The organism is Kutzneria chonburiensis (assembly GCF_028622115.1).
GTDB classification, from domain to species: Bacteria; Actinomycetota; Actinomycetes; order Mycobacteriales; family Pseudonocardiaceae; genus Kutzneria; species Kutzneria chonburiensis.
Window position 1 is genome coordinate 4,093,473 of record NZ_CP097263.1, and the last position, 18,879, is coordinate 4,112,351.

The 18,879-nt window shown below is 70.3% G+C and carries 17 protein-coding genes; 11 read left to right on the forward strand and 6 right to left on the reverse strand.

What is annotated here, in order from left to right; translation table 11 throughout:
• Position 1 precedes the first annotated feature (1 nt).
• Positions 2 to 865: a hypothetical protein gene (locus M3Q35_RS18315; RefSeq protein WP_273943080.1), complete on the reverse strand. Its 864-nt coding sequence runs from the start codon at positions 863 to 865 to the stop codon at positions 2 to 4.
• Between the two features lie 93 nt (positions 866 to 958).
• On the opposite strand from M3Q35_RS18315, the gene M3Q35_RS18320 reads away from it, so the two are divergent.
• Both M3Q35_RS18320 and M3Q35_RS18325 read left to right on the forward strand, forming a co-directional pair.
• The gene (locus tag M3Q35_RS18320) at positions 959 to 1,735 is read left to right on the forward strand and encodes a hypothetical protein (RefSeq protein WP_379793952.1); all 777 of its coding nucleotides are present in this window, start codon (positions 959 to 961) and stop codon (positions 1,733 to 1,735) included.
• Positions 1,732 to 3,549 carry a serine/threonine-protein kinase gene (locus tag M3Q35_RS18325; protein WP_273943081.1) on the forward strand — a complete coding sequence of 606 codons (1,818 nt, stop codon included), beginning with the start codon at positions 1,732 to 1,734 and terminating at the stop codon, positions 3,547 to 3,549. Before M3Q35_RS18320 ends, M3Q35_RS18325 begins: the two co-directional genes overlap by 4 nt.
• On the opposite strand, the gene M3Q35_RS18330 is transcribed toward M3Q35_RS18325, so the two are convergent.
• Entirely contained in the window at positions 3,550 to 5,187 is a 1,638-nt protein-coding gene (locus tag M3Q35_RS18330; protein ID WP_273943082.1) for a glycosyltransferase family 39 protein, read from the reverse strand.
• Positions 5,184 to 6,050, reverse strand: coding sequence for a hypothetical protein (locus tag M3Q35_RS18335; RefSeq protein WP_273943083.1), 867 nt, complete (start codon positions 6,048 to 6,050; stop codon positions 5,184 to 5,186). The genes M3Q35_RS18330 and M3Q35_RS18335 overlap by 4 nt, the downstream gene beginning before the upstream one ends.
• Before the next feature lie 288 nt (positions 6,051 to 6,338).
• On the opposite strand from M3Q35_RS18335, the gene M3Q35_RS18340 reads away from it, so the two are divergent.
• Genes M3Q35_RS18340 through M3Q35_RS18355 form a run of 4 tightly spaced genes read left to right on the forward strand, consistent with a single transcriptional unit; the run spans position 6,339 to position 10,925 of the window.
• Positions 6,339 to 8,360, forward strand: a complete 2,022-nt coding sequence (locus tag M3Q35_RS18340) for a HAMP domain-containing protein (protein ID WP_273943084.1) — start codon at positions 6,339 to 6,341, stop codon at positions 8,358 to 8,360.
• 10 nt (positions 8,361 to 8,370) lie between these two features.
• Positions 8,371 to 9,546, forward strand: coding sequence for a poly-gamma-glutamate synthase PgsB (pgsB, locus tag M3Q35_RS18345; RefSeq protein ID WP_273943085.1), 1,176 nt, complete (start codon positions 8,371 to 8,373; stop codon positions 9,544 to 9,546).
• Positions 9,543 to 10,025 carry a poly-gamma-glutamate biosynthesis protein PgsC/CapC gene (locus M3Q35_RS18350; protein WP_273943086.1) on the forward strand — a complete coding sequence of 161 codons (483 nt, stop codon included), beginning with the start codon at positions 9,543 to 9,545 and terminating at the stop codon, positions 10,023 to 10,025. The genes pgsB and M3Q35_RS18350 overlap by 4 nt, the downstream gene beginning before the upstream one ends.
• Positions 10,026 to 10,034: 9 nt before the next feature.
• Positions 10,035 to 10,925: an NlpC/P60 family protein gene (locus M3Q35_RS18355; protein WP_273943087.1), complete on the forward strand. Its 891-nt coding sequence runs from the start codon at positions 10,035 to 10,037 to the stop codon at positions 10,923 to 10,925.
• A 1-nt stretch (position 10,926) separates the two neighbouring features.
• On the opposite strand, the gene M3Q35_RS18360 is transcribed toward M3Q35_RS18355, so the two are convergent.
• The 3 genes from M3Q35_RS18360 to M3Q35_RS18370 form a co-directional block, all read right to left on the reverse strand.
• A complete protein-coding gene (locus M3Q35_RS18360) occupies positions 10,927 to 11,634 on the reverse strand; it encodes a polyprenol monophosphomannose synthase (RefSeq protein ID WP_273943088.1) in 708 nt (235 codons plus the stop codon).
• A 142-nt stretch (positions 11,635 to 11,776) separates the two neighbouring features.
• Positions 11,777 to 12,295 carry a gamma carbonic anhydrase family protein gene (locus M3Q35_RS18365; protein ID WP_273943090.1) on the reverse strand — a complete coding sequence of 173 codons (519 nt, stop codon included), beginning with the start codon at positions 12,293 to 12,295 and terminating at the stop codon, positions 11,777 to 11,779.
• A gap of 61 nt (positions 12,296 to 12,356) precedes the next feature.
• Positions 12,357 to 12,884: a sigma-70 family RNA polymerase sigma factor gene (locus tag M3Q35_RS18370; RefSeq protein WP_379793949.1), complete on the reverse strand. Its 528-nt coding sequence runs from the start codon at positions 12,882 to 12,884 to the stop codon at positions 12,357 to 12,359.
• A gap of 17 nt (positions 12,885 to 12,901) precedes the next feature.
• On the opposite strand from M3Q35_RS18370, the gene M3Q35_RS18375 reads away from it, so the two are divergent.
• The 5 genes from M3Q35_RS18375 to M3Q35_RS18395 all read left to right on the forward strand — a co-directional run bounded on the left by M3Q35_RS18375 (position 12,902) and on the right by M3Q35_RS18395 (position 18,622).
• On the forward strand, positions 12,902 to 14,341 hold the full coding sequence (locus M3Q35_RS18375; protein ID WP_273943091.1) for a DUF1775 domain-containing protein: 1,440 nt from the start codon (positions 12,902 to 12,904) through the stop codon (positions 14,339 to 14,341).
• The gene (locus tag M3Q35_RS18380; RefSeq protein WP_273943092.1) at positions 14,338 to 15,969 is read left to right on the forward strand and encodes a copper resistance CopC/CopD family protein; all 1,632 of its coding nucleotides are present in this window, start codon (positions 14,338 to 14,340) and stop codon (positions 15,967 to 15,969) included. Before M3Q35_RS18375 ends, M3Q35_RS18380 begins: the two co-directional genes overlap by 4 nt.
• A gap of 69 nt (positions 15,970 to 16,038) precedes the next feature.
• Positions 16,039 to 16,587: a cysteine hydrolase family protein gene (locus tag M3Q35_RS18385; RefSeq protein ID WP_273943093.1), complete on the forward strand. Its 549-nt coding sequence runs from the start codon at positions 16,039 to 16,041 to the stop codon at positions 16,585 to 16,587.
• A 7-nt stretch (positions 16,588 to 16,594) separates the two neighbouring features.
• Entirely contained in the window at positions 16,595 to 17,491 is an 897-nt protein-coding gene (locus M3Q35_RS18390; protein ID WP_273943094.1) for a GlxA family transcriptional regulator, read from the forward strand.
• 156 nt (positions 17,492 to 17,647) lie between these two features.
• Entirely contained in the window at positions 17,648 to 18,622 is a 975-nt protein-coding gene (locus tag M3Q35_RS18395) for a hypothetical protein (RefSeq protein WP_273943096.1), read from the forward strand.
• Positions 18,623 to 18,879 lie beyond the last annotated feature (257 nt).

Below are 18,879 nucleotides of genomic sequence, written 5' to 3' on the forward strand. Positions count from 1 at the left end.
CTCAGTAGGCGAACCGCACGAAGAGAATGCCGCCGAGCACGAAGAACACCAGCACGATCAACGTGGACGAGTAGTCGCCGTTGGAGCTCGTCACAGCCTGGTCCACGACGCCGGTGAGCTGCACGCCGCAGCTGGCGGTGACGGTGTGCCGGCCGGGCTCGATCTTGGTGAACTCCACGGGCGCGGTGAAGGCGCCGGCGCTGTCGGCCGTGGTCGCGCCGACCTGCTCGCCGCCCGAGGTGAGCACGACGGAATGGCCAGGCTCGCAACCGGTTCCGGACGCGGAGAGCGTGTCGCCGGGCTGGATGCTGGTGTGGTCCAGGGTCAGGCCGCCGTCGGTCTTCGGCTCGTCGGTCACCGACGGAACCGGTGTCGGAGCGTCGGTTGTCGTGGTGGCAACGGAAGTCGTGGTGGTCGTGTTCGGGGTGGTGCCGACGGTCGGCGGCGTTGTCGTTGTCACGCGGGGCGTTGTTGTCGTGACAACCGGTGGCGTCGTGGTGGTCGTCGGCACCGGTGTGGTGACTGTGGTTGTTGTCACCGTAACGGTGAAGCGGCTGCCGCCCTTTTGATCGCCGCACGTGGCCCCGATCGCGTACGTACCGGGCTTGGCGTCGGCCGGCGCGGTCGCCGCCACACTGCCCTGGGTGCCCGGCGACCCGGTGGCCAAAGCCGCCCCCGCCCAGGTGAAAGTGATGACGCGGCACTGGGTGAAGCCGCTCCAGTGGATGGTGAACTGGCTGCCGGCCGGTCCGCTCGTCGGCGACACGGTCACCTGCGGTGGGGCCACCTGGGCGAAGGCGGTCGCCGGCGCGAGCACGCCCACGCAGAGCGCCAGGAACGTCACTGTGCGAACAAGTAACCCCATCGTCCCCATCCACTGTGGTTCGTTCGGCCCATGGCGAGCCGACCGGCGGTAGCATCTCCCGCCAGTCAAGCCCGGCTCAACTGGGAGTTCTCGATGAGACGTCGCACCGGTGTCGTGGTTGCCTTGGCAGCCGGCATGTTGCTCGCCGGCACGACCCCCGCGCAGGCGTCGGATGATCCGCCGACGTTGGCCGTGTCCATGGACGGCCAGGACATCACCGGCCACACCATGGTGATCACGCCGCAGCGGCCGGTGCAGCTGTCGGTCACCGTCACCAACAACGGCGGCACGGCGGTCCACATCCGCAGCATTCGCCTGTCCGGCACGGCTTTGGCGCTGACGTTCTTCGCCTACGACACCACGCTGCCGTTCGACGTTGCCGCGCACGGGCGGGCCACCCGCACCTTCGGCCTCGACCTCGCCGACCTCGACGGGCAGGCGATCGGCCTGTTACCGGCGGCCGTGCAGCTGTTCGATTCGGACCGTGCCGAGCTCGTCGCGGTGGACACCACCAGCGACGTACGCGGCTCGATCCTGTCCGTGTATGGGGTTTTCGGCATCGCGGTGCTGCTTTTGACCATCGCCGCCTGGGCGGCGTGCCTGCTCGCCCTGGCCCGGCACCGACTTCCGGCCAACCGGCTGCGCCGCGCGCTGCGCTTCATGCCGGCCGGCTTCGGCACCGGACTTGTCGCCGTGGTGACGCTGTCGGTACTGCGCGTGATCCCGCCGGAGCCCAGCGTCGAGATCCCGATCGTCGTCGGCACCACACTGATCGGGATGGTGCTCGGCTACCTGACACCGCATCCGATGCTGATGGACGTGCCGGTCGATTCCGAGACCATCGCGCTGACGAGCGAGGTGACCGGGTGACCGCCCCCGCCAACGTGGTCAATGCCCTGCCGCAGTACGAGCTCGGTGCGATGATCGGGGCCGGCGGCATGGGTGTGGTGTACGCCGGCGTGCACCGGTCGCTCGGCCGGCACGTGGCGATCAAGCAGCTGCCGGCCGACATGGTGCACAAGCCGGGCATGGGCAGCCGGTTCGACCGTGAGGCGAAAGTACTGGCCAGCCTGGACCATCCGCACATCGTGCCGGTCTACGACTACGTGCGTACCGCGCGGGACAGCCTGCTGGTGATGGAAAAGCTCGACGGCGGCACGGTTTTCGACCGGTCCCAGGGCCGCGGCATCACGCCGGACGCCGCCTGCGCGATCATCCTGGCCACGCTGGCCGGGCTGCACGCCGCCCACTCGGCCGGGGTGCTACACCTCGACGTGAAGCCGAAGAACCTGTTGTTCACCCGGCAGGGCGTGTTGAAGGTGGCCGACTTCGGCATCGCGCAGGTGATCAGCGAGGGCACGACGCTCGTCACCCACGGCGGCGAAGTCCTTGGCACGCCGGCCTACATCTCGCCCGAGCAGGCCTCCGGCAATCCACTGACGCCGGCCGCCGACGTCTACTCCGCCGGCACCGTGCTGTACGAGATGTTGTCCGGCACGCTGCCCTTCGCCGACGACCGCGGCGCGCTGAGCATGATGCGGCAGCACATCTTCGGCGATCCCCGGCCGATCACCGGTGTGCCGGCGCCGCTGGCCGAGGTCGTGATGCGGTCCGTGGCCAGGGAAACCCACCAGCGCTACCGCGACGCCGAGGGTTTCGCCGCCGACCTCGCCGCCGCCGCCGACACCACCTTCGGGCCGGGATGGCTGCAACAGTCCCGAATTCCCGTACACCTGTCGCCCCGTGTGACCAGCGGCGGCTCGCAGCCCCGGCCTCGGCCGACGCTGCACGCCACGCAGGTCGAGGAGGGCACCCGGTCCGACTGGTTCACCGGCGAGCAGCCGAAAAGCGCGTGGCCGGAGGAAAACCGGACCGTACGGGAACACACCGCGCGGCTCGACGAGGAACCCGACACCCGCCGGCAGGCCGGTACGCTGCCGGTCAATGGCGCCTACCCCGGCCAGGCCGGGGCGCAGCCGACCGACCGGAGCCAATCCGGGCGGCTCGATGCCGCGCCGGCCGATCGCCGGCCGCGCGAAGCCACCCGCCGCTCGGCCCTGGTGCCGACGCTGGTCGCGGTGCTGGCCTTTGTGGCCCTTGTCGTCACGGCTTTCATCGCCCCCACGCCGGGTGCGCGCACAGCGGTCACGCAACTGGCGGTCATGGGCTCGCCACCGGGGCAGCCGGCGAACATCGACCTGAGCCTGCCGGTGCCGATCACCGGCGGTGAAGCCACGATGTCCTTGTGGCTGGCCGGTTTCCAGGTGGCCAGCGCGTCCGGCAAGGACTCCGTGGCCTTCCCGGCGCTGACCCGCTGGCTGGTCGGCGGCGCGGTCACCGGACGCTTGCAGTCGGCGACCGGCACTCAGGAGTTCCCGGCCATCCCGCAGCAGTTCCCACTGGCCAGCGCAATGGGCGCGGGCAGCCTGCTGGCCTGCCTGTTCGCCTTGGCCTACCTGGAGTCCACGCTCCGGACCGTCCGGCGTGGACGGACCGGCGCCGGCAAGTACGTGGCGGCGGTGCCGCTCGGGGCGCTGTTCGGTCTCGGTGGCTGGCTGCTGGTCGCGGTGCTGGCAGCGCACGAACCGGCGCTGCCGTTCGGCATCGGCTGCGCCGTGGCCGGCGCGCTGACCGCGGTCGCGACCGTGTGGGCCACTGCTGTCCGTGCACCGTCGAGGGCGTGATCACCGACAGTCGTAGAGGCGGTCGCGCACTTTGCGGCAGTGCTCGGCCGCCCAGTTGACGTTGGTCTCGGCCACTGTCCGGGCCGGTGTGTGGACGTCGCCCCGGACGTAGCGCAGTTCGCCGTTGTGGATCAGCGCGAGAAACTGAGCATTGGTCGGAAACGGGGTCCGGCCGGTGAACCCGCCCATCGGCAGCACGCTGGCCCCGGTATGAGCGATGATCGCCGCCGCACTGCCGGCGCCGTCGACGGCCATCAGGTAACGGGTGCCGCTGTTGTTGGCCCGCAGCCACGACAACAGCTCCTCGTCGGCCACGGACACGCCGTGGGACTGGCGATGCTTGGCGCCGGCGGCCGGACTGGCCGCATCGGCCGTCACCACCCGCACGTCCGTCGACAGCGTCCAGGCCGTCGGCGTGATCAGCACCGCCACCAGGCCGACCACGCCGCCGATCGCGGTCAGCCGAGAGTTCCTGGCCGCCAATAGGGCCAGCACGCCGAACACCGCGAGCACGGCCGCCGCCGGCGCGACCGGCTTCAGGATCGGCCGCGCCGGCAGCACGACCGTCCATACAGCGGTCAGCAGGATCGCGGTCGGCAACGCCCACCGATGCCGGTCGCGGACACGCCAGAGCAGGACGATGCCGCCGCCGGTCAACGCGGCGACCGCCGGCGCGAGCACGAGAACGTAGTAGCTGTGCCGGAAATCCCCGACGCCGAAGGCGGTCACGTGGACGGCCAGCCACAGCCCCCACAGCACGAACCCGCTGCGCATCCGGCCACGAGTCCACAGTAGACCGAGCACGATCGACAACAGGCACAACGGAAGCAGCCAGCCGACCTGCGGCGCGGTCCGGCTGGTCAGCAACACCTGCACACCATGACCGTGCAACCGGCTGGCGGCGTTGTAGCCGAAGACCATGCCCAGCGGATTGTTGTCAGCGGTGGCGTCCATGTACGGGCGAGCACCGGCCGGCGTCACCAGCGCCACCACCAGCCAGATGGACGACACCGCCAGGCACGTCGCGCCGGCGGCGAGCAGGTGCCACCATCGCCGTACCGGCGCGGCGATCAGGTAGGCGGCGGCGAACACCGGCAGCACCACCCACGCTTGCAGCATCTTGACGTGGAACGCCACACCGACCCAGACACCGCAGACCAGCAGCGACCACGGCCGGTCGTCGGACACGGCCCGCTGCCAGGCGCCGGCGGCCAGCACGAGCAGCAGCGTCAGCGGCGTGTCCACGATCTGGGACTTGGCCAGTGCCGCGGCGACCGGTGTCAACGCCATCGTCAGGGCGGCGAGCAGCCCCGCGGTCTCACCGGCCCAGCGCGCCACCACCCGGTGCAGCACCAGCACGGTCAACACGGCCTCGACGACCCCGGGCAGCGCCACCGACCAGTCGTGGAAACCGAAGAGCCGTACGGACAACGCCTGCGGCCAGAACCCGCCGGGGATCTTGTCCAGGGTGATCGACCCCTGCGGATCGAACGCGCCGAACACGAACGCCCGCCAGCTGCCGGCCATGCTGCGCACGGCGGCCGCATAGTAGTTGTGCACCGGGTGCACCGCCATGCCCCAGGCGTAGATCACCGCGGCCAGCCCGCCGACCGCCGCCGGCCGCCACCTGATGCTCACACCATGCCCGCCAGGACATCGACCAGCCGTGCGCGCAGTTCCGGCCGCGAGCGGACCTCGCTGTCCGACTCGATGTGCGCGAAGACGCCACCCAGCCGGTCGCTGGCGGTCCCCTGCACGTTCAGGCGGCCTTCCAGGTTGCCGCACGGCTGAGCCCAGGCCCGGCACACGGCCAGGCCCCGGTCGGCGAGCCCGTCGGCGATGCCCTCGTGCACCGGCGTGTGCGGCGTCGCCCCCGAGGACACGACGACGTCGCTGCCGGGCAGGCTGCTGTCGTCGAAGCCGTGCAGCTGCACCTGCGGCAGGCCGAGTCGGGCCAGCGCCATGGCGACCGCGTTGAACAGCGAGTCCGCGTTGTGGGCGACGTCGGCGGTGCCGTCACCGGCCTTGCGGTGCGCGCCGGCGACCAGCACGGCCGAGCCCGGCAGCCGCCGGTACAGGTCGATGCCGACCTGCTCGGTGTTCAGGTCGAAGTGGGGATGCGGCACCTCGATCACCAGCCGCGCACGGGTGTCGTAGTCGGCGATGTACAGGCCCCAGCCGCGCACCGCGCCCGGCTGGGTGGTGGCCAGCACGAAGTGCCGTCCGGTCACCGTGTCGACGCCGTCGGAGACGGCGAACCCCAGTGGTGTCAACGCTTTCCTGGCCGGATCAAGGTTGGTGGTGCCGGTGAGCAGCGGCACCAGCCCGTCCAGCGCGCCGCCGCGCTCCTGGTCGTTCGGCGGGCGATAGGGGGCGTCGGGGCTGAGGTCGTCGGCGAACCCTGACACCTCGGCCGCGAGGTCGACCTTGCCGGCCTCACCCGAGGGCCGCAGCAGCACGATCACCACCACGCAGACCAGCAGCGTCGCGATGATCACCACCGTTCGCCCCACAGCTGACGGAGTGCGCGTCCGTCCCGGTGCCCGTTCGGGAATCATGAGTGATGCTTGCCTAGCCGGGCAATCCATACTCTAATGAGCGACGTGGCGGCCGCGGGAAGTGTCACGCAGACACCGTGGCGCTTAACAGTTACCGCGTCCACCCGACTTTCGTAGGTGTTGTCGGATCCGACCGGCTGGTGTCGTGGTCCTTGCCGTGAACGAGGCGTGAATGCGCTGCGACAAGACAGGGAGCGGGCAGTGCCGGCGAGAACTGGGGCGGAAACACCGGTGGAGAACGGGTTTCCGGACGGCGTGCGGGCTCCGCTGGCCGTCGTCGCGGCGGCGCTCGCGCTGCTGGTCGGCTGCTGTCTGGTGGTGGTGCCGGCGATCGGCGCCAGTGACGGCGCACACGTGCTGGCCCGGTCGCAGCAGCGGCTGGTCGACGATCTCGCGCACTCGACGGCCGACTCGCTCGGCGAGGTCGCGGTGGCGCTGAGCACGGCGGTCAAGCTGTACTCGATCAATCCAGATCGGACGCCGGCCGACGCCCTCGCGTCGTTTGCCCGCAGCTGCCAGCAGGCCCGTGGACTGGTGCTGCTGTCCAAGGGTTCGTCGAAGCCGTTGGCCCGACTGGGTGAGCCGGTGCCGGCAGGCTCCTTTTCGGGCAGGAACATCGACCGCATCACGGTCCGTGTGGTACGCGACCCGGCCGGCCCGACGGTGGTGCTGACGGCCGCGCCGGTCACCGGCACCGACTGGATCGTCGTCGTGTCAACGGCAATTCAGGTTCCGGCCAAGCTGCCGATCACCGACTTCGCCGCCGCGATCCTGTTGACCACCGCCGACGGCCGGGTGGTCCACGCCCGCGGCACCCCCGACCCGAGCACCCGAGGGCTGATCACATCGGGCAGCGCGGCGGCGGCCGACGGCGGCGGCGTGCAGGTGGGTGACGTGGGCAGCGGCCCGGTGGTCAACGACACCCGCACCACGCCGCTGGCCGTCTACGCCCCGGTCAAGACCGGCACACCGGCCGTCCCGGTCGGGTTGAACGTGCTGCTGGTCGCGGTGGCTCCGGAGGGGGTCGGCGCCACGGTTCCCGCGTCCACGGAGCGGGCGATCATGCTGGCCGTGCTGGTCGCCCTCGCGGCAGCGCTGGCCGGATTCGGTTTCGTGCGGCCGATCCGCCGCTTGCGGACCCGCGCCCTGGCCGGTCTTCCCGCCGGCCGGTACCGGTTGCGCGAGGCCGAGCGGGTCGCCGCGGCGCTCGACGGCCGGCCCCGCTCCACGCGGCGATTATCAGCACCGGCTTGGGTTGTGGTCCTGATCGCGGCGTTGCTGCCGCTGAGTTGGGCCGCGACGGTCGGCACGATTGCCTGGCAGACCACGCCGACCGTGCCGGATGTGGTGGTGCAAGGGCAACGCGCGCTGGCCGCCACTGCGGCGCAGGCGCTGCGGCAACAGCTGTCCGCCAGCCTCACCACGTTGCAGGCCTTCACGGCCCGGGTAGGCAAGGACGTCCCGGCGCTGAAGCCGGCGTTGGCCGACCTGGTGTCGCAGAATCCCCGCTATCGCAGCGTCTACGTCACCGACGCCGCCGGTGCCGTGCAGCTCGGCGCCGGCCGGCCGGCGCTGCGCACCGAGGAGCCGCCGCCGCCCGGATCCGGTCTGCACCAACAGAACACGGCCGGCCGGGTGCCGGTGCTGTTCGCCAGCACGCCGTTGCCCGACGGCACGCACACCCTCGTCGGCGAGCTCGACGTGGCCAAGCTGTCCTCGGTGCTGCGACGCACTGCCGGCAGTGCCCGGCTGGTCGACTCGGGCCTGCGCACACTGGCCGCGGCCGACGGCTATCGGGCGTTCGACGTGCTGGACGCGGCACCGTTGCGGCAGGCGGTGGCCGACGCGCTCGGCGGTTCGGCCCGGCCCGGCATCGCCGAGATCGACGGCCGCCAGTACGTGATCGCGTCGGTGTCGCTGGCCGGCACGCCGCACACCGATCCGCTGCGCTGGACCGTGGTGCTGCAACAGCTGGTGACCGAACTTCCGTTGCCGGACAACGGCGTGCGCAACTTCTGGCTGTTCGCCGCGATGGCCGGCGGCGCGGCCGGGCTGCTGCTGCTCGGCTGGTACCTGCTGTGCTTCGCCGGTCCGCTGCGCCGCCTGGCCGCGACTGCGGACCGGTTCTCCGGTGGCGACCTGAAGACCGTGATCTATCCGGAGCGGCTCAACGAGATCGGCACACTGGCGCAGTGTCTGGACGCCCGACGCAGGGCCACACCGGTCGACGAGCCGCTGCCGGCGTTGGTCTGAGGGGGACGGAATGCTGTTTCTCTACCTGGTGTATCTGGCTGCCTGTCTGCTGCTGTTGGTCGGCGGCGTGGTGGAACAGCGGCGGCACAACGCCAATCTCGACCGGATCAGGCATCGCGTGCTGGTCAACGGGATCCGCGGCAAGTCGTCGATCACCCGGCTGTGCGCGGGTGCGCTTCGGGGCGGCGGTCTGGTCACCGTGGCCAAGACCACCGGCACCGCCGCGCGGTTCATCCATCCCGATGCTCGTGAGGAGCCGGTGCACCGGAAGTTCAACATTGCCAACGTGGTCGAGCAGATCGCCATCGTGCGGCGGGCCGCCGGCTACGACCCGGACGTGCTGGTGATGGAGTGCATGGCCGTCGCGCCGCCGTTGCAGGAGATCAACCAGACCAAGCTGATCCGCTCGGACATCGGCGTGCTGTGCAACGTGCGCGAGGACCACCTGGCCGAGATGGGGCCGACGCTGGACGACGTGGCCCGCTCGCTGTGCCGGTCGATGCCGGTCGGCGGCGTGTGTGTCACGGCTGAACGCGAACGTTTACCCATCCTCCAGGAAGAGGCGGACAAGCGGAACTGCCGGCTGATCGCCGTCGATCCCGAGGACGTGACCGACCAGGAGCTGGCGGCGTTCGACTGGATCACGTTCAAGGAGAACGTGGCCATCGCGCTGAAAGTGGCCGAGCTGCTGGACATCGACCGCGCCGCCGCGATGGAGGGCATGTGGGCCGCGCCGCCCGATCCCGGGGTGCTGCGGGTGGACCGCTACGCCGCCGGCGGCAAGCGGCTGCACTTCGCGAACGTGTTCGCGGCCAACGATCCCGAGTCGACCGTGATGAACATCGAGCATCTGCTCGACCACGGCGCGATCGGCCGGCCGCTGCACATCGTGATCAACTGCCGGCCGGACCGGATCGAGCGCAACGGGCAGATGGGCGCTTTGATTCCGCGGCTGCAACCGGATCGCGTGCTGCTGATCGGGGAGCCGACCCGCAGCGCGCTGACCGCCATCCCGTCCTCGTGGCGGCCGCGGGTGGTCGACCTCGGCGGCCGGCGCAGCGCCCCGGAGCTGTTGGACGCGCTCGTCGCCGGCATCGACGGTCAGGCATCACTGGCCGCGATCGGCAACATCCATGGCCAGGGCGAAGTCCTGCTGGCCGAACTGGACACCTTGGAGCGGTTATGATCAGCCAGCAACTCGCGCCCGAGGTGGCCACCCTCGGGTTGGCCATCGGGTTGTTGTTCTCCCTGCTGTGCTACCTGACCACGAACCTGTCGCCGGGCGGCATGATCACCCCCGGCTGGCTGGCCCTGACCCTGGTCGAGGACTACCGCCGGGCCGCACTCGTGGTGCTCACCACCGTGCTCACATATCTGGCCACTCTCGGCCTGAGCAAAATCGTGATCCTGTACGGCAAACGGCAGTTCGCCGCCGTGGTGTTGCTCGGGGTTCTCTTGCAGACCACGGTTTTCCTGCTGATACAAGGCAATTACCCGCTGCTGTACGTGCACGAGACGCTGGGCTTCGTCGTACCCGGACTCATTGCCTACCAACTGGTTCGCCAGCCACCCGCGGTGACCGTGCTGGCCACCGGGTCCGTCGCCCTCGCCTCGTACGGAGTGCTGGCCAGCGGTGTGCTGGTCGGCCTGATCCCGACCTCATAGGAGTCCGACGTGCGCCACGTTCGCACCGCCGTGTTGCTGACCACGGTGGCCTTGTCCGGCACCGCGGTCGTAGGGCTCGCGCAGGCCACCGACGCGCCAGCCCGCGCCCGTGACAGCGGCGTGGTCGTCGCCACGCGGACCGCCCGCCCACCGGCCACCAGCTACAGCTATCTCCGGCTGGACAACCCACCGCGCACCGAGGTGCTGGACCAGAACGACGAACTCGTTGCCACGCTGACCGATGGTGCACGCTCGACCGTCCTCAGTGGACCGAGCCGGACCTTCACCGATCCGCGGACCACGGCGGTGGTGACCACCGACGCCTGGGTGCGGCTCACGCCGCAGCCCTGGCACGTCGGTGACGAGAAGGCCGACTGGTTTCGGCCGTGGCTGAACCAGGCCTTGGCCGACCGCGGCCCCGATGTACTCGCCATCGCCACCCAGTACGTCACGGGCGCGCACTTCGGTGCCGACGCGGACGTCGCCGACTTCCTCGGCCAGCCGTGGCAAGGGCGCACCCCGCGCAAGAACAAGCTGGGCACACTGGATTCCGCCGGCTATGCCCGCCTGGTCTACGGCTACCGTCTGGGCTTTCCGCTGGAAGCCCGCAACCCGTCGGAGATCGCCGCCGCGCGGCTCGGCGCCGTCGTCGCCGACACGACGCCCGGCGCCCGGTTCCGGGCGCAGCCCGGCGACCTGTTGCTGTTCGCCGTCGACGGCAAGGCGGCCGCCGTCGACCACGTCGGCATCTACCTCGGCGCGGACGACAGCGGCCGTCCCCGGTTCCTGGCCTGCCGCGGACCGTCGGACGGGCCGACGTTCGGCGACGTCGGCGGGGCGAGCGTGCTGGACGACAACGGGCCGTACGCGGCCGGGCTGCGTGGCGTCCGCCGCCTCTGACCTACATCTTCCCGAACAGCAGCTTCCACGGCGCGATGGCCGACTCCAACTGCACGGCGAATGTCATCTTCGAGGCACCCTCGGCCCGCTCCTCGAACACGATCGGCACCTCGAGGATGCGCAGGCCGCGCTTGACCGTGCGGTAGTTCATCTCGACCTGGAACGAGTAGCCGTTGCTCCTGATCGTCGGCAGGTCGATGGCCTTGAGCGTGGCCGCCCGCCACGCCTTGAAGCCGGCGGTGGCGTCCTTGACCTTGAGCCGCAGGATGGTGTTGACGTAGAAGTTGGCCCAGGCCGACAACGCCTTGCGGTGCCACGGCCACTCCGACGCGGTCCGCCCGCCCTCGACGTAGCGGGAGCCCAGCACCACGCCGGCGTCGGTGGAGTTCAGCTTGTCCAGCATGGCCGGGATGCGGTCGACCGGGTGCGACAGGTCGGCGTCCATCTGGATCACCACGTCCGCGCCCTCGTCGAGGGCCCGCGTGATGCCGGCGATGTAGGCGCGGCCGAGGCCGTCCTTCTCGGTGCGGTGCAGCACGCCGAGGTCGTCGCCGGCCAGGCCGTCGGCGATGTCGCCGGTGCCGTCGGGCGAGTTGTCGTCGACCACCAGCACGTGCAGGTCGGGATTCGCCAGTCCCCGGAGTTTGGCCACCAGCACGGGCAGGTTCTCGCGCTCGTTGTACGTGGGCACGACAACAACGACCTTCATGGTGATCCTCTGGATGAGTGGCGATGGGATGAGGCCGGAGTCTACGGTGTCCGGCCCCATCCCGTCGATCTTGCCCGGGCGTGTCGCGGCCAGCCAATTCCCACGACAACAACAATTCGATTTCGAATACCGGAAAACGAGGTCAGAGCGGCCGGAGTTCGCCGCGGAATCGCTTGGCCCGATCCACGTAGTTGTCGACGACGAACCGGATCTTGTCGGGCCCGAAGGACACGTTCTCCCTGATCTTGGCGGGCACGCCGAGGGCGATGTGCCCGGACGGCACGGTCACGCCGTAGGAAAGCACCGCCCCCGCGCCGACCATGGCGCCGTCCTCGATGACGCAGCCGTTGAGCACGACCGAGCCCGAGGCGATGAGGCAGCCGGTGCCGATCCGCGCGCCTTCCACGTGCACAGCATGGCCGATCGCCGAGGACGGGCCGAGAATGGTCGGCGTGATCGACGTCGTGTGCAGCACGCAACCGTCCTGGACGTTCGAGTACTCGCCGATCTCGATGTATCCGTCATCACCACGCAGCACCGTCTGCGGCCACACCGAGGCGTACGCGCCGATCCGCACATCGCCGATGATCGTGGCGTCCGGGTGCACGAAGGCTTCCGGGTGGATCGTGGGCACGAGGTCGCCGAGCGCGTAGATCGCCATGTTTTCTCCCCGAGATCGGCCAATGGCGGCAACGCTACCCGGGAATGCGGTTGGCCGAGATCTAGCGGGCGATCTCCAGCCGGGTGTCGAGGGCGTCGACCAGTTCGGTCCGGGCGCGGAACACCCGGGACCGGATCGTGCCGACCGGGCAGTCGCAGACCTCGGCCGCCTCCGCGTAGGACAGGCCGACCACGCGGGTCAGCACGAACGCCTCTCGCCGCTCCGGGTCCAGGGCGTCGATCGCCGCCCGCAGCGCCACCAGGCCCTCCGGGCCCGCGACCTCGACGTCCAGCCAGCTGTCGGCGCTGGTCGTACGGGGTGAGCGCTGCGCCGTGCGGACGTGGTCGGCCGCCACGCGGCGGGCGATGGCCAGCAGCCACATGCGGGCCGGCGAGCGGCCCTCGTAGCGGGGCAGCGCCGCGAACGCCCTGAGGTAGGTCTCCTGCGCGAGGTCGTCGGCCTGGCCCGGGTCGCCGAGGTAGGCCATCAATCGGCGCAGCTGCCGCTGCGTCGAACGGACGAACTCGGCGGCAGCCGCCCGGTCGCCGCGCTGCGCGGCCAGGGCGAACTGGGTGATCTCGGCGTCCACGTCCAGCAGATACGCCAGTGGTTACTGTCAGGTTCACGGGAACTTTCCCGCGCCGGCCGACGACCTGGCTGAACGTGGACTGCGGCATCGCGCGCGAGGCGCTCTCGGCGGCCATGGACGGGGAGGCCGTCCCCGGCGTGGCCATGACGGACGTGGACCGGCACGTGCAGGGCTGTCACGCCTGCGCGGGCTGGCAGGACCGGGCGGCCCGGATCAACCGGCTCACCGCGCTCTCGCCGGCCGGCGAGGAGCGGGATCTGGCCGACGAGGTGCTTCGGCGCGCGATCCTGCCGCCCACCGGCCTCTCCCCCGACCAGGTTGCTGCCCTCGGGCAGGCTGCGTTGTCGCCGGCGGAGGTGACAGCAGAGCCTGCTGGCCGGGCGCGGTTCTCTCTTCCTTATCTCTTGGTGCGCGTGGGGCTGGTGTTGGCGGCGGTGGCGCAAGCCGTCGTGGCGGTGGTGGAGCTGCTCGGTCGGGACGACCCGATGATGATGGCCGGCCACATGGACCACGAGACCTCGGCCTTCAACTTCGCGCTGGGGGTGGTGCTCGGGGTGGTGGCGGTGGATCCACGCCGGGCCCGGGCGCAGTTGCCGCTGTTGGGCAGCGTGGTGGGCGTGCTGGTGCTGGTGTCGACGTTCGACCTCGGGGCGCACGCGGTGGGCTGGAGTCGGCTGGTGACGCACATCCCACTGGCGGTCGGCCTGATTCTGGTGGCACTGCTGGGAACTAATGCCGGCTCGGGAACGACCGGTAGGGCACAGGCCCGCAAGACATGGAGGTTCCCGATGAGGACAGCGAAGCGGCTCGGCGTGCTGGGCACGATCGTGGTCGGCGGACTGCTCGCGGCGACGGGCAGCGCGGCGGCGCACGTGACGGCGCAGCCGAACACCGCGACGCAGGGCAGCTACACGAAGATCGCCTTCCGGGTGCCCAACGAAGAGGACAAGGCCTCCACGACGAAGCTCGAGGTCACCTTCCCGGCCGACCATCCGGTGGCCTCGGTGGAGACGAAGGACGTGCCGGGCTGGACGGTCCAGGTCGACAAGGCCAAGCCGGCCAAGCCGCTGAAGTCGGACGACGGCGAGGTGGCCGAGGTCGTCTCCAAGATCACCTGGACCGGCGGCAAGATCACGCCGGACACCTTCGCCGAGTTCGAGGTGTCGCTCGGCCCGCTGCCGACCGACACGGATTCGCTGGTGTTCAAGGCGGTGCAGACCTACGACAACGGCGACGTGGTGCGGTGGATCGACACCGGCGCGGAGGCCGACCACCCGGCCCCGACGGTGAAGCTGTCGCCGAAGGCGACCACGGCGGCCGTGACCCCGACGGCGTCGAAGTCCACTGAGGACAGTTCGTCGCTGCCGCTGGTGTTCGGCATCGCGGGCATCGTGATCGGCCTGGCCGCCGGGGCGCTGGCGGTGCTGGCGCTGCGCCGGGGGCGAACCGCCGAATGAGGGCGTTCTTACTGATCCTGGCCGGTGTGTTCGCGGCGATGGCCGCGACCGCCGGCCAGGCGTCTGCGCACGCCGTGCTGGAATCGACCACGCCGTCCAACGGATCGCTGGTGCAGTCCGCGCCGACCCGGGTGACGCTGACGTTCGGCGAGGCCGTGCAGATCGAGCCGGACGGCGTGCACGTGATCGCGCCGGACGGCAAGTCGGCCGACGACGGCAAGGCCGACCACCTGGGCGGTGACGGCAACAACGTTGGCGTGTCGATGAATTCGACGGCCGAGGGCACGTACACGGTCTCCTGGCACGTGGTCTCGGCCGACTCGCACCCGATCTCCGGCGCCTTCACGTTCTCCGTCGGCCACGCCTCGGCCGCCGCACCGGTGGCCGCTCCCTCGTCGGGCAGCCTGACAGTGTCCATTGTGTACTGGACGGCCCGTGGCCTCGAATACGCCTCGTTCGCGCTGTTGATCGGGGCCGTTGCCTTCGTGTTCTGGTGCTGGCCGAGCGGTTCCACCCGACGCAGTGTTCGCCGGCTGATCGGCGGATCGTGGCTGACGTTGTTGCTGGCCACCGTGGCCGGCGCGCTGCTGCAAGGCCCTTACGGCGCCGGGGCCGGCCTTGACCGGCTGTTCGACGGTCAGCTGTTCTCGTCCACATTGGACATTGCGCTGGGCACGGGCGTGATCGTGCGGATCGTGTTGCTGGCCCTGGCCGCCCCGTACATCGGCGAGATCCTGGCCACGCAAGAGTGGACCCCGAACCGCCGGGCGGTGCTCGGCGGTCTCGGCGTGGTCCTGCTGAACGGCCTGGCCTGGACGTGGTCGATGTCCGGGCACGCGGCCGCCGGCTTGCAGTCCGAACTGGCACTGCCGGTCGACGTGCTGCACCTGGACGCCATGGGCGTCTGGCTCGGCGGACTGGTCGTGTTGTGGCGGGCCAAGCCGCCGCAGGAGGCAGTGCAGCGGTTCTCTCAGGTCGCGTTCCTGTGCGTCGGTGTGCTGGTGGCGACCGGGACGTACCAGAGCTGGCGGCAGCTGGGCAGCTGGGCCGGCTTCGTGGACACCGAGTACGGCCGGCTGCTGCTGCTCAAGATCGCCGGTGTGCTGGCCGTGCTGGCCGCCGCGTACTTCTCCCGGCAGTGGGTCCGCACGCACATCGGCAAGCTGCGGCGGCCGGTGCTGATCGAGACGGCCGGCGCGGTGATCGTGCTCGGGCTGACCGCGGCCCTGGTCAACGCCGAGCCGGCGCGTACGGCCGAAGCCGCGACCACGCCGGTCGTGCAGGCCACGCCGGACGGCCAGACGCTGCCGTTCGACACCGGCGGCGCGGGCGGCAAGGGCAATCTCAAGGTCTACATCACGCCGGCCCGCACCGGCCCCAACCTGCTGGACGTCACGGTCGAGGACCAGGGCGGCACGGCCGAGGATGTGCCGGAGCTGACCGTCGCGCTGACGCTGAAGGAGCGCAACGTCGGCCCGCTGAAGATCGACATGAAGCATGTCGGCCGGGGCCGCTACCGGGCGGCCGAAGCGCAGATCCCGCTGCCCGGCGTGTGGCAGGTCGCGCTGACCGTGCGCACCTCCGACATCGACGAGACGACCTCGGTCGGCATGTGGCAGGTCGGCTGACCAGATCGTTCCGCCCGACGACGAGTCCGTGCCTGTCGGCCGGGCCGGCCGGCGGGCACGATCGACGTCGTGACCAAGGCATTGCTCGTCATCGACGTCCAGGAATCGTTCCGCCGGCGGGAGAACTGGGCCCGGGTGTCTACTCCGGACATCGTGGCCAAGTCCGCCACGCTGGTCGACATCGCGCGCCGGGCCGGCGACCTGGTGGTGTGGGTGCTGCACAGCGAGCCCGGCACCGGCAACCCGTTCGACCCGGCGAGCGGCCACGTGCGGCTCATGGACGGGCTCGAGCCGGCGGCCGGTGAGCCGACGCTGACCAAGACCTCCCGCAACGCGTTCACCACCACCAACCTCCAGCAGATCCTTACCGAGCAAGGCATTCGCGAGCTGGTGATCTGCGGCATCCAGACCGAGCAGTGCTGCGAGACCACCGCCCGCGTCGCCGCCGACCTCGGCTTCGACGTCACGTACGTGACCGAGGCGACGGCCACCTTCCCCATCGCGCACCGCAGCGGCGTCGGCGAGCTCGGCGTGGAGGACATCATCGAGCGCACCGAATACGCGCTGGCCGGCCGGTTCGCCACCATCAGCACCATCGCGGAGCTGGCCGTAGGCTGACCGGATCATGCCGATCGTCGCCTTCCTGCTCACGCGGAACCTGCACCTGCTCGACCTGGCCGGGCCGGCGCAGGTGTTCGGCTCGGCGGCCAAGCACGGCCTGGACTACCGGCTGTGCTACCTCGCCGACACCGACACCGTGCGGACCGCGCAGGGCCTGACCGTGCAGGCGGCGACCGAGATCCCGGCGCTCGGCCCGGACGACCTGGTCGTGGTGCCCGGCTGCGCCGGCGACCGGCTGAGCCGGGCCCCACGGCTCGGGCCGGCGCTGATGGCCCTGCTGCGGGAGTTCCCCGGCACCGTGGCCAGTGTCTGTTCCGGGGCCGAGCACCTCGGCCGGGCCGGGCTGCTCGACGGCCGGCGCTGCACCACCCATCACGAGCTCCAGCACGAGCTCGCGCAGCGGTATCCGCAGGCCCAGGTCGTGCACGATGTGCTGTACGTGATCGACGGCCGGATCGTCACCTCGGCCGGCATCGCCTCCGGCATCGACCTCGCGCTGCACCTGGTGGCCAGCGCCCACGGGCCGGCCATCGCCGCCCGCATCGCCCGCGAGATGGTCGTCTACGCCCGCCGCAACGGCGATGACCACCAGGCCAGCGCCATGCTGCGGCATCGTTCGCACGTGAACGACACCGTGCACCGGCTCCAGGACCACATCGACGGCCACTACACCGCCCGCTTGCCGCTGGCCGAGCTGGCCCGGGCCGTCGGGTGCAGCGAGCGGACCGTGACGCGCCTGTTCACTCGGGCCACCGGGCTCACGCCGCTGCGCTACCAGCAACTGCTGCGCGTGGAGCGCGCCGAGCACCTCATCGGCTTGGGCGCGACCATGGAAACCGCCGCCCACACCGTCGGCTTCGAGGACGCCCGCATGCTCCGCCGCCTCCGCGCCCGCCCCTAGTTTCGTCACATGCGGTCCGGATGTGCCTCAGGGAGGCAAGTATGACGCGCATGTGACATTTGGGTTGTCCACAGGGGATGGGACGGGACGGTGGGTTGAGGGAGTTGTCCACAGGGGCGAGGGGGGATGGTTGCGGCGAGGGCCGGTATGCCGACCATGGAGTGGGTGACCCGACTTTCCAAGACCGACTTCGCATTGCTCGCCGAAAGGTTCCCCGACGCTGTCGCCACGTGGCGAGATCTCGTCAAGCTCGGCGTCGGCGAGGCCGTGCCCTCTCGCCGGTGTCGCCCGGGCGGCGGTTGGACGAGACTGTTGACCGGCACATATCTGCTGACCGGAGGCGCGCCGTCCAGACGACAACTCGTCCGAGCTGCCCTGCTTCGCGCCGGACCGCTTGCGGTCGTCACAGGAGTCGAAGGCGCGCGGCGGCACGGCGTCCGAAGGCTCCCCGACGAGCTCCGCGTCCATGTGTTGGTGCCCGGTGGCCAACACGTCAGCAGCCAGTCGTTTCTCCTGGTCGAACGAACCGAGCGGCCATGGCGTCAGAGCATGGTCGACGGCTTTCCCATTGCCCAGCCCGCTCGGTGCCTCGTCGACGCTGCCCGTCGCGAACAACGAATCGACACCGTTCGCGCCATGATCGCGGACGCGGTGCAACGGGACGCCTGTTGCGTCCAGTCGCTGGCCACAGAGCTCAGGCATTTGCGGCTGCGTGGCACCGCAGTTCCTCGATCAGTGCTGGATGAGGTGAATGCCGGTGTGCGTTCAGCAGCCGAGGCATGGGCGCGGCGGCTCGTACGTCGTACCTCGCTACCCGAACCGGAGTGGAACGTCGAACTCCGCTCAGCCACAGGTCACAGGCTCGCCATTGTCGACGCGTGGTGGGAGGACGTCGGTCTGGCCTGGGAGATCGACTCGAAGGAGTTCCACTTGGCTCCTTCGGACTACGAACGAACGATGACCAGGCACTCCGCGTTGGCGGCCGCGGGTGTGATGGTCGTGCACACCTTGCCGTCACAACTGAAGAAGGATCCCTCCGGCGTCGTACGTGATCTCGTCGCCGCCCATGAATGGGCCAACCGATCGCCCCACCCCGCCGTCACCACCGCCCTCTACCGCCCCACCGCCTAACCCCCACCCCCAAACGTCACATGAGCGTCGTACTTGCCTCTATACGTCACATCCGGACCGCATGTGACGTATGGGGGGTGCGGTTGGGGGTGGGTGGTGTACGCGTGGTGAGGTGGGTTGACACCGGGCGTGTCAACCACTGGTTGTGGCCGTGACCTGGTGATGTGCGACGCGATCTCATTGTCTGACCAACCAGTTGGTCAACATCCGAGGTGTGTCCGCGCGGCCCGTCAACCACTGCCCGTTCGACCCGAAAG